At 42.6% G+C, this 13,661-nt stretch carries 14 protein-coding genes; 7 read left to right on the forward strand and 7 right to left on the reverse strand.

Annotated features, from left to right (window positions below; translation table 11 throughout):
- The first annotated feature begins 22 nt into the window (after window positions 1–22).
- Window positions 23–658 (forward strand): NAD(P)-dependent oxidoreductase, encoded by a 636-nt coding sequence (locus tag NST74_RS11705; protein WP_341112186.1) that lies wholly within the window; start codon window positions 23–25, stop codon window positions 656–658.
- A 73-nt stretch (window positions 659–731) separates the two neighbouring features.
- Here NST74_RS11705 and NST74_RS11710 read toward each other — a convergent pair whose 3' ends face one another.
- Complete coding sequence (locus NST74_RS11710) at window positions 732–1,487, reverse strand: MBL fold metallo-hydrolase (RefSeq protein WP_341112188.1); 756 nt, start codon at window positions 1,485–1,487, stop codon at window positions 732–734.
- 252 nt (window positions 1,488–1,739) lie between these two features.
- Here NST74_RS11710 and NST74_RS11715 point away from each other — a divergent pair, with 252 nt between their 5' ends.
- From NST74_RS11715 to NST74_RS11730, 4 genes are all read left to right on the forward strand, one after another.
- Window positions 1,740–3,758, forward strand: a complete 2,019-nt coding sequence (locus NST74_RS11715) for a Na+/H+ antiporter (RefSeq protein ID WP_341112189.1) — start codon at window positions 1,740–1,742, stop codon at window positions 3,756–3,758.
- Between the two features lie 2 nt (window positions 3,759–3,760).
- Complete coding sequence (locus NST74_RS11720; protein WP_341112190.1) at window positions 3,761–4,291, forward strand: GNAT family N-acetyltransferase; 531 nt, start codon at window positions 3,761–3,763, stop codon at window positions 4,289–4,291.
- The gene (locus NST74_RS11725; protein WP_042126725.1) at window positions 4,288–4,752 is read left to right on the forward strand and encodes a DIP1984 family protein; all 465 of its coding nucleotides are present in this window, start codon (window positions 4,288–4,290) and stop codon (window positions 4,750–4,752) included. The genes NST74_RS11720 and NST74_RS11725 overlap by 4 nt, the downstream gene beginning before the upstream one ends.
- Window positions 4,753–5,268: 516 nt before the next feature.
- The gene (locus tag NST74_RS11730; RefSeq protein WP_341112191.1) at window positions 5,269–6,165 is read left to right on the forward strand and encodes a DegV family protein; all 897 of its coding nucleotides are present in this window, start codon (window positions 5,269–5,271) and stop codon (window positions 6,163–6,165) included.
- 127 nt (window positions 6,166–6,292) lie between these two features.
- Here NST74_RS11730 and NST74_RS11735 read toward each other — a convergent pair whose 3' ends face one another.
- Window positions 6,293–6,718, reverse strand: a complete 426-nt coding sequence (locus NST74_RS11735; protein ID WP_042126727.1) for a threonine/serine exporter family protein — start codon at window positions 6,716–6,718, stop codon at window positions 6,293–6,295.
- Between the two features lie 27 nt (window positions 6,719–6,745).
- The gene (locus tag NST74_RS11740; RefSeq protein WP_341112193.1) at window positions 6,746–7,504 is read right to left on the reverse strand and encodes a threonine/serine exporter family protein; all 759 of its coding nucleotides are present in this window, start codon (window positions 7,502–7,504) and stop codon (window positions 6,746–6,748) included.
- A gap of 251 nt (window positions 7,505–7,755) precedes the next feature.
- On the opposite strand from NST74_RS11740, the gene NST74_RS11745 reads away from it, so the two are divergent.
- On the forward strand, window positions 7,756–9,111 hold the full coding sequence (locus NST74_RS11745; protein ID WP_341112194.1) for an arsenic transporter: 1,356 nt from the start codon (window positions 7,756–7,758) through the stop codon (window positions 9,109–9,111).
- Window positions 9,112–9,187: 76 nt separating this feature from the next.
- Here NST74_RS11745 and NST74_RS11750 read toward each other — a convergent pair whose 3' ends face one another.
- Complete coding sequence (locus tag NST74_RS11750; RefSeq protein ID WP_341112196.1) at window positions 9,188–9,874, reverse strand: DUF2642 domain-containing protein; 687 nt, start codon at window positions 9,872–9,874, stop codon at window positions 9,188–9,190.
- 166 nt (window positions 9,875–10,040) lie between these two features.
- On the opposite strand from NST74_RS11750, the gene NST74_RS11755 reads away from it, so the two are divergent.
- Window positions 10,041–10,349 (forward strand): hypothetical protein, encoded by a 309-nt coding sequence (locus NST74_RS11755; RefSeq protein WP_341112197.1) that lies wholly within the window; start codon window positions 10,041–10,043, stop codon window positions 10,347–10,349.
- A gap of 116 nt (window positions 10,350–10,465) precedes the next feature.
- On the opposite strand, the gene NST74_RS11760 is transcribed toward NST74_RS11755, so the two are convergent.
- The 3 genes from NST74_RS11760 to NST74_RS11770 form a co-directional block, all read right to left on the reverse strand.
- Window positions 10,466–11,728 (reverse strand): DNA polymerase IV, encoded by a 1,263-nt coding sequence (locus tag NST74_RS11760; RefSeq protein WP_341112198.1) that lies wholly within the window; start codon window positions 11,726–11,728, stop codon window positions 10,466–10,468.
- Between the two features lie 95 nt (window positions 11,729–11,823).
- Entirely contained in the window at window positions 11,824–12,414 is a 591-nt protein-coding gene (locus tag NST74_RS11765) for a YitT family protein (protein WP_341115874.1), read from the reverse strand.
- A gap of 246 nt (window positions 12,415–12,660) precedes the next feature.
- Window positions 12,661–13,527 carry a helix-turn-helix transcriptional regulator gene (locus tag NST74_RS11770; protein ID WP_341112199.1) on the reverse strand — a complete coding sequence of 289 codons (867 nt, stop codon included), beginning with the start codon at window positions 13,525–13,527 and terminating at the stop codon, window positions 12,661–12,663.
- Window positions 13,528–13,661 lie beyond the last annotated feature (134 nt).

Below are 13,661 nucleotides of genomic sequence, written 5' to 3' on the forward strand. Positions count from 1 at the left end.
ACACATACAGGAGGACAAGCTTATGAAAATCGCAGTTGTTGGAGCAAGTGGAAAAGCCGGAAGCCGAATCACTCAGGAAGCACTAGATAGAGGCCATGAAGTTACAGCCATTGTACGGGATGCATCGAAAGTTACAACTAAGAAGGCAAAAGTTATTGAAAAGGATGTGTTTGCACTTACCGCTGAAGATTTAAAGGGTTTTGATGTGGTGGTAAATGCTTTTGGAGCACCGTTTGGACAAGAGCATCTGCATGTGGATGCCGGCAATGTGCTTATTGAAGCGTTGAAGGATGCCCCTAACACAAGATTGATTGTAGTTGGAGGTGCGGGAAGTCTATATGTAGATGAAGCTAAGACCCTTAAAGTGGTAGATACCCCTGATTTCCCTGATTTTATCAAGCCAACAGCTACGAATCAAGGGAAGAACCTGGAGATTCTGCAAGGTACAGACTCCTTGTCTTGGACTTTCGTTAGCCCATCCGCTAATTTTGCAATAGGGACAAGAACGGGGTCTTACGTGAAAGGTAAAGATAATCTGCTTGTGAATTCCAAGGGTGAGAGCTATGTCAGCTATGAAGATTATGCGATTGCTATTGTAGATGAGATTGAACAACCACAGCATATTCGCGAGCGCTTTACAGTTGTTTCGGAATCTTAAGTGAGTATAACGAGTAGGGATCAACTATGAATAAGAAGGCAGAGCCATCCGGGCTCTGCCTTCTTGTATATACTTATTCTTTTTCTTCAGCAATTTCAGCCATTCGTTTCTTTGCATCACCGCGATAAATCCCGCCATGATAGCAAATGACCTTCTCAATCTCATACTCAGAAAACTTAGCCAGAGAGGATAAGGCTAACTTCATGTCAGGCGTTGCCGAAGGAGTGGGCCCGTGCAGCTCACCGTCTTGAACCGTTAGTGCATCCGCGGCAATCAGCGTACGGCTATTATGATGGTACAGACTCAGATGCCCGGGGCTATGTCCTGGTGTATGAATAATTGTAATTCCCCCGGCAAGAGGCAGCATTTCCCCATCCATTAAGGTTTGATCTACTCTTCCCTTAGGGGGATGGGATAACACAGATAGGAAAGCGTGGCGCCATTCCTCTGGTACATGAGGGGGGATCATGGCTTCTGCCGCTGCCAAAGCTTCAGGGGTATGTTTAAGGAGCATCCGTTCTCCTTCAATATAAGGCTTTTCGATTTCATGAGCCAGAACAGTAAGGCTTAGGCTTTCATCTGATAACAGGGCAGGTAAGCTCCCGATATGATCTAAATCTTGATGTGTGATAATTACGGTACGTAGTTGTTTCCAAGGTACGTGGGCTTCTTTTAGAGCGTCTTTGAATTTGGGGAGCAGGCCCGGAAATCCAGTGTCGACGAGTACAGCTGAATTTTGATCCCAGAGCAATGTGGGGTAAATGGTGTCACTGCCACCCATAACCTGTGCTGTAATCTCTAACATTTCTATTCCACTAGCAATATGCATAAGATCCCTCCATGATTGGTAATAAGAGCGATGCCGTTAGGCTAATGCATATAATACTCAAAATAAATTATGATTTCAATAGTGTAATTTATTATTATAACATATAAAAATATTTTTGTCAATATACATTTGATGTATTTTTTGTGGAGTTTCTAGATGAAAATGATCTTTAGGATCGCCTTACGCTTGATTTTGCCCTCAACTAAAAATTTACGATATAATAATCAAATAAAAAATGGGAGCTGATGTGGTTTGGAGACTTTTCTAGTTGTACTCGTCCTACTGGGGCTTATCGCAATATCCAATATCATAAACCGATTCATTCCCTCTGTACCGATACCATTAATTCAGATTGGTCTGGGTGTAATGGCTGTGTTAATGCCTATGGGAATACATATGACACTGGAACCGGAGCTGTTCTTCGTGTTATTCATTGCTCCGCTTTTGTTTAATGATGGGAAACGAACACCAAGAAATGAATTATGGAACTTACGTGGTCCGATATTAATGCTGGCACTGGGTTTGGTTTTTGCCACGGTGCTTATTGCTGGTTATTCGATTAACTGGATGATCCCAACGATTCCGCTAGCGGCTGCATTTGCTCTGGGAGCAATCTTATCGCCGACAGATGCAGTCGCAGTCAGCGCAATCGCTGGAAGGGTACATCTTCCGAAGAGTATTCATCGTATTCTAGAGGGTGAATCATTAATGAATGATGCCTCTGGGCTTGTTGCCTTTAATTTCGCCATTGCCGCAGCAGTTACGGGTGTGTTTTCTTTACCTAAAGCCTCCATTAGCTTTGTAGTTATAGCTGTAGGCGGGTTGATTGTCGGGGCATTATTGGCTTTTCTTCTGATTCGGCTAAGTGTAATTATTCGCAGGCTGGGGATGGAGGATATCACGGTGCATGTGCTGCTGCAGATCCTAACCCCTTTTATTATCTATCTGATCAGTGAAGAGATAGGGGTATCTGGCATTTTAGCAGTGGTTGCAGGAGGGATTATTCATGCGGTGGAGAAGGACCGTGCCGTATCTCCGCAGTATAAGCTGCAACTGGTATCCGCCAGTACATGGTCTGTTCTACTCTATATATTGAACGGTCTGGTCTTCCTTATTCTTGGTTTATCTATTCCAGACGTTATTGAAGTAATCTACCGTGATACGGCCGTGGATAATCTTATGGTCGTTGGTTATGTATTAGCCATTACTGTGCTGCTGTTTGTACTAAGGTTTGTATGGGTGTATGTCTTCTCTTTAGTGGGATCTCGTCTGCGAAAAATAGATAAATCGTCTGTTAAGTCACTATTAATCCTCACCATTTCAGGAGTGCGTGGAGCGGTTACCTTAGCGGGTGCTTTTTCGATTCCTTTTGTTCTAGGGGATGGATCGCCATTTCCTGAGCGCGATTTAATCATCTTTATCGCTGCAGGTGTTATTCTAATGTCGCTGCTGATTGCCAGTATCTTTTTGCCAATTCTAGCAGGTAAAGAAGAGCCGGTTGCCGAATCAGGTGATACAGGAGCTGAGCAGGCGGCCAAATCTAAGGTTATTGCTGCCGGTATAACCATGCTGCAAAGTATGATGACAGAAGAGAGCAAGGAATCCGCATTGCCAGCTTTGAGTGAATTTAGAGATAAGGTTTATAGTCTAAACCGTGAGGACCAAGCGAATGATCCAGCACTCGAGGACTTCCGCCGCTTGGGGGTTGAAGCAAGGATTGTAGGTCTGCAAGCCGAGCGCAAAGAGCTGAACCAATTGCTAGAGAACAATGAGATTCCCGCCTCAGTTGCTCAGAAGCTGGAAGAATTCCTGGATCATAGTGAAGTCTTTCTAGCTAGGAGTCTGAATTCTCAAATTAGAATATCGATTACCGAGATTAGACGGCTGTTTGCGGGGATGTTCTCAGGACAGAATGAAGGGGAAGTTAGCCGACAAATACTGCAACAGGCTGAATGTGCAAGAGAAGCGAAAATTTCCATGGCCCAAGCAGCTATAGCTGCTGTTAATGCGAGTAAGAACGAGAATAACCGAAAAGCAGTCGAGAAGATTGCAAGCAGTTATGAGCAGCTAATCTCACGTCTAGAGCAGGGGAAAGGCTGGACTAAGGATGGTCTTGTGGATGATCAAAAGCTTGAAATGAAGCTGAAAGCCATTCAAGAACAGCGGGATAAGGTGCAGCAAATGTACCAGGATGGAACCATTAACCGCAAGCTCGCCGGCAAGTTACGCAAGTTCGTAGATCATTTGGAGATATCGATTTGGGAGGATTAGCTGTGTTAAACAAAGTAGTGGGAGAAAGCTTGTTATTTACTGAAATTCGTGAAGAACATCTGGCAGATGTACTTGATATTTATAACTACTATGTGCTGAATACCACGGTATCTTTTCACACGGAGCCCTTAGGTTTGGATGAAATGCGTCAATCCGTGATGAATGATGATCCGCGATTCAAATCGTATGTGATTTTATCCTGGGATAATATCATTCAGGGTTATGTACTGATTGCTAGACATAAGAACAAACCGGCTTATGATACCTCTGGGGAGATCAGTGTGTATTTGAAACCGGCTTGTGTGGGTAATAGAATAGGACAGCATGCCTTACGCTTTATTGAAAAGAAGGCTGTCGAGCTGGATTTTCATGTATTAGTAGCTACTGTATGCGCAGAGAATGAACGCAGTCGCCAGCTTTTTTTATCTAATGGATATGAGCAATGCGCCTACTTTAAGGAGATTGGCTGTAAATTTGGTCGAAAATTAGATATCGCCAGCTATCAGAAAATCTTAGGAGGAATTCAGATATGAAACTCGCGGAAGCGTTAGTGAATCGGAGTGATCTTACCCGTAAAATCGCGCAGCTAAAGCAGCGCCTGGAGCGAGTCGTTAAAGTTCAAGAGGGTGAGGAGCCGGCTGAACAGCCAGAGGTTCTTTTACAGGAGTTAGAAAGAGCTGTGAATGAACAGACGATTTTGATCCGAGCGATTAATCGAACGAATTCATCTGTAGCTTTCAATGAGAACTGGAGTATTGCCGATGCGCTAGCGGAACGGGATAAAATGCTACAGCTGCGGAAGCTACTTAGCGATTTGCTTGAACAGGCTTCCATTACTCAGGATCGTTATAGCCGCTCAGAGGTTCGTTTTCAGAGAACGGTGGATGTCGTTCAGATTCAGAAGCAGATGGACGATCTATCGAAGTCTTACCGTGAGTTGGATTTTAAGATTCAAGAGAAGAACTGGACGGTATCCTTAACTATACCGCAATAAGAAATACCACAGCAGAAGGTAACTGGTCTTCATAAAGGTGAGCGCAACCCGCCAACAGGGGAAGTTGGAAAATTGACAGATGCCGGGCCATATCTGACCAAATGATAATTTAGCCCCGTACTGTAACAAATGTAAAGTGTACCTATTAATGTAACTACCAAGCGCTGATTTATGGAAGAACGGTGAGGGCGGGGACGGGGATATTTTACTGTGGTTTAGCTTTTTCATAACATGAAGTGAGTCTATTAGGATAGGTATATTTGTCATATATAATGTGAAATAATGTCGAATAATGTTGAAATAAAATGAATAAAATTTGCATGAACGGCCTGTTTTGCCTATATTAACGCTTGTTATCCTGTATAATTTACGAATATGCGGATTACTTAACCGCTGTTCAATTTTCAAGTTGATTATTCAGGATGAGCGTGTGATTCACTGGTCTGAAATTCGTGGCCCTTGTCTCCTCATTCATTCTACTATTCCCTTTATGAAAGAGAGAAGTGACAAGTGACCATGAAATCAATTGCCTGGGTAACCGACAGTACAAGTATAATAGATCCGGAATTCGCCAAGAACAATCATGTGTATATTATTCCGTTACGAATTATTATTAACAACGAATGTTATAAAGAAAATATAGATATTACAATCGATGACTTCTATGAGAAAATGCGTCAGCATGAAAAGGTAGGCAGTTCACAGCCTCCAATCGGTGAGTTTATCGAGCTATACGAACGGTTGAAGGAAGAATACGATGAAATTATCGCTGTACATCTATCGTCAGAACTCAGTGGCACCTACAATGCTTCGATGCAAGGCGCCGAAATAGCGGAGGCCAATGTAATTGGAATTGATGCCAAGGTTGGCGCTTATCCGATCAGAGAAATGATCATGCGCGGTATACATTGGCAGAAAAAGGGTCTTTCTGGACTGGAAATTAAAGCGAAGATTGAAAATATTATTCAGAATATGTCCTTTTACTTAATTCCTGCGAGCTTGACACAGCTTCATCGCAGTGGACGTGTTTCTGGATCACAATTTGTACTTAGTCAATTGCTGCGCATAAACCTGCTTCTTCGTTTTGACGAAGGGAAGGTCGTTGTTGTGGAGAAGATTCGCACGATGAAGAAGACGCAACAGACGCTTTTGGATATATTTAAACAGGATGTAGGACTTGTTAGTGATGTATGTATCATGCATTCTAATAATTTAGAGATGGCACTTAAGCTGGAAGAGGACATCAAAGTGATGGCCCCCGACTTACGTACAGAGATTATGACATATATTCCTGCTGTGGCTGTTCATGCGGGTGAAGGTACTGTAGGGCTGTCCTGGATCAAGAACACTAGCATCAATAGTATTCATCCGGATGTTACACCCGCAGCCTTTCCGGAAGCAGCACTTGTATAGAGATGGAATCAAGTATAGTGTGAAACTTATACTTTCTTATATTTGAATAAAGAAATCGCTCCTTGGGAGATGGATGGGTGACCACCATTGTACCAAAGGGCGATTTCTTTTTGTTAAAAATATGTTGTTATTTGATTGCACGGCGCCGGAACATTTGTCCAATTACATCACTTAGCACGAGTCCAGCTGCAATGGCTCCAGAGAGCATTAATGCCCGAACAGCGATTTCTACAGCCAGAGTATAGTCCTCTTCCACAAATTTACGCATAGCATCGTAAGCGAGACCACCCGGAACAAGCGGGATAATACCACCTACACTAAAAATAATAACCGGCATTTTGAAGGATCGCGCAAAAAATTGGCTGACGATGCCCACTATTACACTAGCTGCAAACGTAGCTACAACAGGTCCGAACTCTACATTAAGAAGCACATACACCATCCAGCCCACCATTCCGGCAAAACCACACTGTAGTAGTGAGCGCTTAGGCGCATTAAATAGAATACAGAAGGTTGCCGCGGCGATAAAACTGGTTATAAGTTGCAAAATCATGAAGGGCTAACCTCTTTCACATGGATATTAAAATAGTGATAGTACAAGCCCGATACCTGTACCGATCGCAAATGCAGTTAGAAAGGCATCGGCTCCCTTGGATATGCCTGAGACAAGATGACCGGCCATCAGATCACGAACGGCATTAGTAATGAGTAGTCCGGGAACTAGAGGCATAACGGAGCCGATAATGATTTTGTCCATCTCTTGACCAATTCCCAGCTTTACAGAACAGAAGGCTAGAAGTCCGATCAGGAAGGAAGCAGAAAACTCTGCGAAGAATTTAGTCTGCACTAAATGATGCAGATAAATGACCGCAGCGAAGCCTAGTCCGGAAATCGGCAAGGCGGGGAGAGCATCCCACAAACTGCCTTTAAACATAACGGTGAAGCAAGCACCCGTAAGGGCTGCTGCTAAGATCTGCAGCCATACGGGATAGACAGGTGAGGCTTCATCGACTTCTCCTAATTTTGCACGGGCTTCCTCAGCTGTAATCTGACGTTCGCTTAGACGCCGAGAAATGTCATTGACCTCCGATACCTTCTGAAGATCTGTTGTTCGTTCCGCAATCCTGTATAACTTAACAGGCTCTATTCTATTTGTGGTGAACATAATTACGGTTGGTGTCACATAACTGTGTGCTCCCGGGAACCCGAGAGATCCAGCCATTCGCGTCATCGTATCTTCAACTCTGGATGTTTCTGCACCATTCTGCAGCATGATCTTGCCAGCAAGAAGACAGAGATCAACGATTTCATAATAGGTAGTGTTACTCGTACTATCCAACTTCTCCGATCCTCCCCTGGAATGTTATATCTATAATTCCACATATCCGATTGTCGCCTTATTGATTGAAAATATCAAGCCTAAAATAGTATTACCATGAATAAATCTCATACTTAAAATGCTCGAAAAAGATACAATTTAGAAGAGTTGGCATTACATCCAGTTCCTACCAATTGTACGTGCATAAAATATAGTGAATAGGACAGGTTGGGCTTGTCTTATATTTTTGCAGGTATAAAGGAGGAGTGATCATGACTTTCGGCATTGGAATAACAACCTTTGTCTTCATAATGGCTATGCTAGTTATTTTTATGAGACCGGGAGGCATTAATGAAGCATGGCCAGCATCAATCGGGGCCGGGATTTTATTGTTAACGGGAATTGTGTCTGGTAGTGATATTGCTGATATTATCGGGAAAATAGGTGGGGCGTCTATCACTATTATGGCCACCATCGTCATGGCGGTAATACTAGAAAGTTTCGGTTTTTTTAACTGGGCGGCTGCACGACTTGTGATTTTGTCAAAAAGATCGGGACATCGTTTATATTGGTATATTCAATTATTATGCTTTTTGATGACTCTTTTATTCAATAATGACGGAAGTATCTTGATCACGACTCCAATCTTAATATTACTCCTAAGAAATCTTCATCTAAAACCTCATCAAATGATTCCTTATCTATTAAGCGGAGCTTTAATTGCAACAGCTTCAAGTGCCCCTATCGGAGTAAGTAATATTGTTAACTTAATAGCTTTGAAAATTGTTCATATGAGTCTTTATATGCATACGGCAATGATGTTTGTACCTGCAACGCTTGGCTTACTATTTATGTCAGGCTTGATGTACTTTGTACTGAGAAAGAGATTTCCTGTAGTTTTGCCCGCGGTAACCGATGATATTGAGGAACGATTCTTCTACAAAGATTTCCATCCCTTAAAAGGTAGAATCTCAGTTGAAACTAAAAAGAAGCGTACCGTATTTATGTTAAAAGTACTCTTGTTTGTTTTTATCTTACGTTGTCTTCTTTTCGTGGCTTCTTACTTTGCTATCCCTGTTGAATGGGTTGCTGTATTTGGGTCTTCCGTTTTACTCATGTGGAGATGGTATTTCCTGGGAACGACTCCTGTCGATATTCTTAAAAAAGTCCCTTGGCATATTTTGATCTTTGCGTTTTCCATGTACGTGATTATTTACGGTCTTCACAATACCGGACTTACAGCAATGCTTGTGGCCGTATGCAAACCTATAGTTTCTCAGGGACTTTTTCAAGCAAGCTTTATTATGGGTGGATTGGTTTCAATTCTATCAAACTTTTTTAATAACCATCCTGCTTTAATGATAGGCACGATTACCTTAACAGAAATGGGCCTTGATCCTATCACATTAAAAACGATCTATCTTGCCAATATTATTGGTAGTGATATGGGTTCATTGTTACTTCCCATTGGCACACTGGCCTCTTTGATATGGATGCATATCTTAAGACAAAATAAAATTAAAATTAAATGGAAGGATTATTTGAAAGTCACAATTATCGTCATTCCATTAACAACCATTTTGACTTTATTTCTATTATATTATTGGGTCCAGCTTATTTTCACTTGAGTTGTTCAGAAGGTGGAAGAACTTCAATCGCCATAGAGAGGTCTTGAGCGATTGAAGTTATCTTCCTGTAACAACGTTAATTTTTAGGAGTAGTTACCGTTTGAATATGCTCGATCATAGAAAATAGACTCTCACCATTGGGTGAGACAAGCTCGATCATTGGAGCCTGAACAGTTTTTAATAATCCGACTTTATGGGACTGATCGGCCAGATCTAGCATAATGAAATGACCTTCCATTTTTTTAAGCTGTTGAATGAAGGTATGCTCTGGTGGAATAGCAGCCTGGTTTGTATGAAGTGCTTCTGGTTTTAAAGCGTAAGGTGCAATTTCAGCGGGATAAGGGTGCAAGTATTTCAGGTGTTTCAAATGAACGAGTATTGTGCCGAAAACAGGGGAAAAGAAGACAAAATAATCGGATAAAATGTTCTGAATATAACCATAAAGGCTATGAACTCCTAAAACGTAGATTTCTGTGAAGCTCCCCTTTGCATTTTCTATTATGGATTGAAGTGAAAGTGGTGCTCCGCTAGAAGCTGTAGAGAGAGGAAGAGTCAGTGGAAGATTATCATGTGGCTCTGGGAGTGCTTCCACATTATCTCGTACCAACTTAACATGTGCCATCGGAAGGTAGAGGTAGTTATCCTGGTTCTTAATAACAATGATATCTTGGCCAATCTCGATCAATACGCCTTCCAAAGGCTGGGACGTTCCTGAAATCATTACAGAAATTCTTTTTCCTAAAAGATTATTCATCAAATTCATGAGAATCTCTCCTTTATTGTAGGTGAGGATAATCTAAATATATGTTCCGGAGATATAAAAGTAGTGGTTGTTTTAACTACTTATTTAAATAATAGTTATACAACTAGTCGCAAATTTATAGAAACGAATACTATGTATTATCTCAACTGGAAGGGAGTCAAAGAGGATGAAACATGTAGATTTGCGAATTGATCAGCAAGCTGGCGTAGGGCAGGGTTACTTTGTTAACGAGGTTTTTCCTGGGGTTAATGCTTTAATAGAAGTGAAAAATGAGGGTAAGAGTGTTCTGCAGCTTATCGTGACTCGTTACGATGCTCCAACTATTACTACTGATGTTCCTCCACATTCTGAATTTGCAATAGAGATTGGTAACATTCAAACCATTGGTATTTTTGTTCCTGGTGCCCCAAATACGGAAAGAGGTAAAGGACGTTTAATTATCATTCCTAATTTCTCTAACATCAATCTCGTATAATTCATAGTAAAGAGATTTTTAACAATGATTAAATCTTTGGAAAATATCGCATCCCTGTCTGGATTATGGGATGCGATATTTTGGTTATTCTAGATAAGTAGAGAGAGAGCTTTCGCTCATTTATAGTGTCCGCCGATCTTTCCAGACCTGTCCTTAAGCTGCCCGGCGTCTGTGAAAGAAGCTGCCCGTCCAATGATCGTCTCCCCGTATTTATTTTTGAGAGCATCGGTGGCCCGCTCGAGTTCACGATAGCGAGGGCGAGACTCAAATAGCGTTAGCTGGTACTGGCTTTCGTCAGATAGATTGGACAAGCTTAAGTGAATTCTGCGTACAGGCTGGCCGTCCCAGTGTAGCTTAAAGAGCGAAAGAGCAGCCTCATATACTAACAGGGTGGCATTCGTAGGGTCACTCATTGTAGTCTGTCTTGAGAAGCCTGTTGGGTCATCAAAGCTGGCACCTTGGCAGCCGACAGACACGACTGCACCATGTACTTTCAATTTGCGGCAACGTCTACATACAAGCTCAGACAGCTCTAGGATGATGGTCTTGATATCTTGCAGCTTATAGTAATCCCGTGGCAGCGTCATTTGGTGCCCAACACTTTTGGGTGCGACTTCATAGGTGCTTGGGCTCACGGGGCTGTCATCGATTCCATTGGCTATCCGCCAATATAGCTCGGCATCGATATCACATTTTTTGTGGAATTTCTCCCGCATGCGCCATTTTAGCTCGCTTAACGGCATCTGTGCCAAATGGCCAATCGTTGTGATACCCATACTCTGGAAGTGAGCAGACATGCGGCGGCCTACCATGAATAGCTCGCTAATGGGGAGGGGCCAGAGTACATCGGGAAGTTGTTCTTTAGTGAGGGTGAATATACCCTCTTTGTTCTTCTTGGCCCACAGGTCGCAGGCCATTTTGGCGGTAACCTTGGAGTATCCAATGCCAATGCGCGCACGTACGCCTGTATTTCTGAGAATTAGATCTTGAATGGCGGTGGCAATCTCGCTTGGGCTGCCAAATAAACTGAGGCTACCGCTGACATCTATAAACTGCTCATCGATGGAATAGGGTTCTACCTGGTCACTAAATTTGCGCAGAATGTCTGTGATTTGAGAGGAGACGTCGATATATTGCTGCATATGCGGTCTGACTACGATGACCTCAGGGCATTTCGCCAGTGCTTCCTTCAACGTCTCGGCAGTAGTAATGCCAAAAGATTTGGCTATAGGACAGGCAGCGAGTACAATACCGCTCCGTCGAGCGGGGTCTCCGGCGACGATAAGTGGCTTGTTGCTGTACTGCGGATTAGAGGCTTTCTCCACGGAGGCATAGAAGCTTTGGCAATCGGATAGCATAATGACACGCTCTTTATTCATAGGTTCACACGCTCCAGGTGAGGTAGAAATACGTTAGATGTTTTCTTATTATTATAATACGAACATATGATCGTGTATATTCATATTTATTTCCATTATTTTGTTTCGAGTGTGCACAGACCTGTAGCCACCCCTCCAGAGACAATCGTGAGGATGGAGTGGAAGAAGGTTTCTTTAGAAATCAGGAGTCCCCCAGCGCCGATAATCATAAAGTCAGTTAAAAAGATGATAACTCCAAGGTTGAGCGGTACATACTTTTTAATAAATTGAGCAAGCAGATCGGTTCCACCCGTACTTGCTTTAAACCGCAGCATAATTCCAAGTCCTGTTCCCATCAAAAAACCGCCAATAATGGCGCTAGAAACGGAACCAAACTCAAAATAATACAGAAAGTAATATTGAAAAGGACCAAGAAGTTCGATTAGAAATGATGAGATCAATAGACCGAGTACACTGTTGTAAAAGATATCGCGTTCCTTTAACCAAGCGAGTAGGAAGATAGGGAAGCTGCAGAGAATTATAGCTACGCCAATTTTAGCGTCGGATAAATAATTGATAATGAGGGCTATCCCTATTATTCCCCCATCCAGGATTTTATATGGGACGAGAAAAAAATTAGTTCCCGAAGCAATGAGTAAGCTTCCTAAAAGAATGATTAGGTATCTTAATGGCCGCATATTTAACATCTCCACATTAAAGGCATGTCTATAAATATGCTTGTCACTTCCAAAAAATTGCAGTTGAACAAAAAAACCTGATCAGAAATCAGGCTTAGAAAATCTAATGTTACATAGTATGTGAGGGATAGGGGATCTAATGCTCAATAGATACCAAGTAAAAGTGACTAATGCAATAGAGTCCGAAACGTACAATAGATACCAGTACACGAGACCAAGTAGAAGCTACCAAGTTCATAAGACCAAGTAGTCCGCTTAACGGGAGTAACGCTTGCGGAAGCGAAGCGGAGAGATTCCGATCTGCTGAGCAAACCGACGCGAGAAGTAGGCGGTGCTCTCGAAGCCGGTACGTTCTGCGATTCCGGCTATAGAGATCTCTGTCTTGAGCAGCAACAGCTTGGCTTGTTCCAAACGATAGTCTGTTAAATACTCCATTGGAGTCAGTCCGTAAACCCGTTTCATGCAGCGAGCAAGGTAGTTATAGTGAAAATGCAGCACATCCGCCAGTGAGGTATTGGAAAGAGGCTCCGCATAATGATTGCGGATATAAGTCTCCGTCTGCTCGGCGATTTCCACCGCATGACTTTCTGAAGTATCATGCTGTGCTAGATCCATCATCCGCAGCATTTCTTCAAATATACGTTGCTGCTGCCAAACTGCGCTGGAACGCCGACCCGTAGACAGCTGCAATAGCATCTGGGCTTGTCCGCTCCGTTCAAAGGGGTCAGGAAGGGGACCAAACTGTGGCACGCGAATGGTATATGGATGAGTAAGAAACTGCCGAAAATGTGTTTCACGGTTAATATACACGGGTTCGCCCTCAGAGCTAGACCAATCTGCATGGGTATGAAAATGAATCCATATGAATGAAGTGATCTCTTCGCACGGCTTAACGGAATAATGATAGCGATCGGGCAGCAGTAGCAGTGTATGGCCAGCCGAAACCTCCCATTGATTACGCTCTTCGCCGATAAATAGACAGCCTTGTTCTACAATCAGCAGATCAAATACCCCAATATGGCTTCTATTCGGATGCTGATCTCCGGGTTGATAAACGGTGTGATTGCATTCTAGAAAATAAGGAAATGGCGGGGCAGCGAAATGTATAAATGATGGACCCACTGTGTAATTTATCGCTCCTTTCTATATTCGCTCAAACTTAAATCAAACTTCGAAAGTGAAGTGTGAAATAGTACAAAAAAGGGGTTGCTTCTGATCGTATTTTTTATCTATTCTACCCTCTATAATTATAATTA

It is taken from the genome of Paenibacillus sp. FSL F4-0125 (genome assembly GCF_038008565.1).
Taxonomy (GTDB): Bacteria; Bacillota; Bacilli; order Paenibacillales; family Paenibacillaceae; genus Paenibacillus_AQ.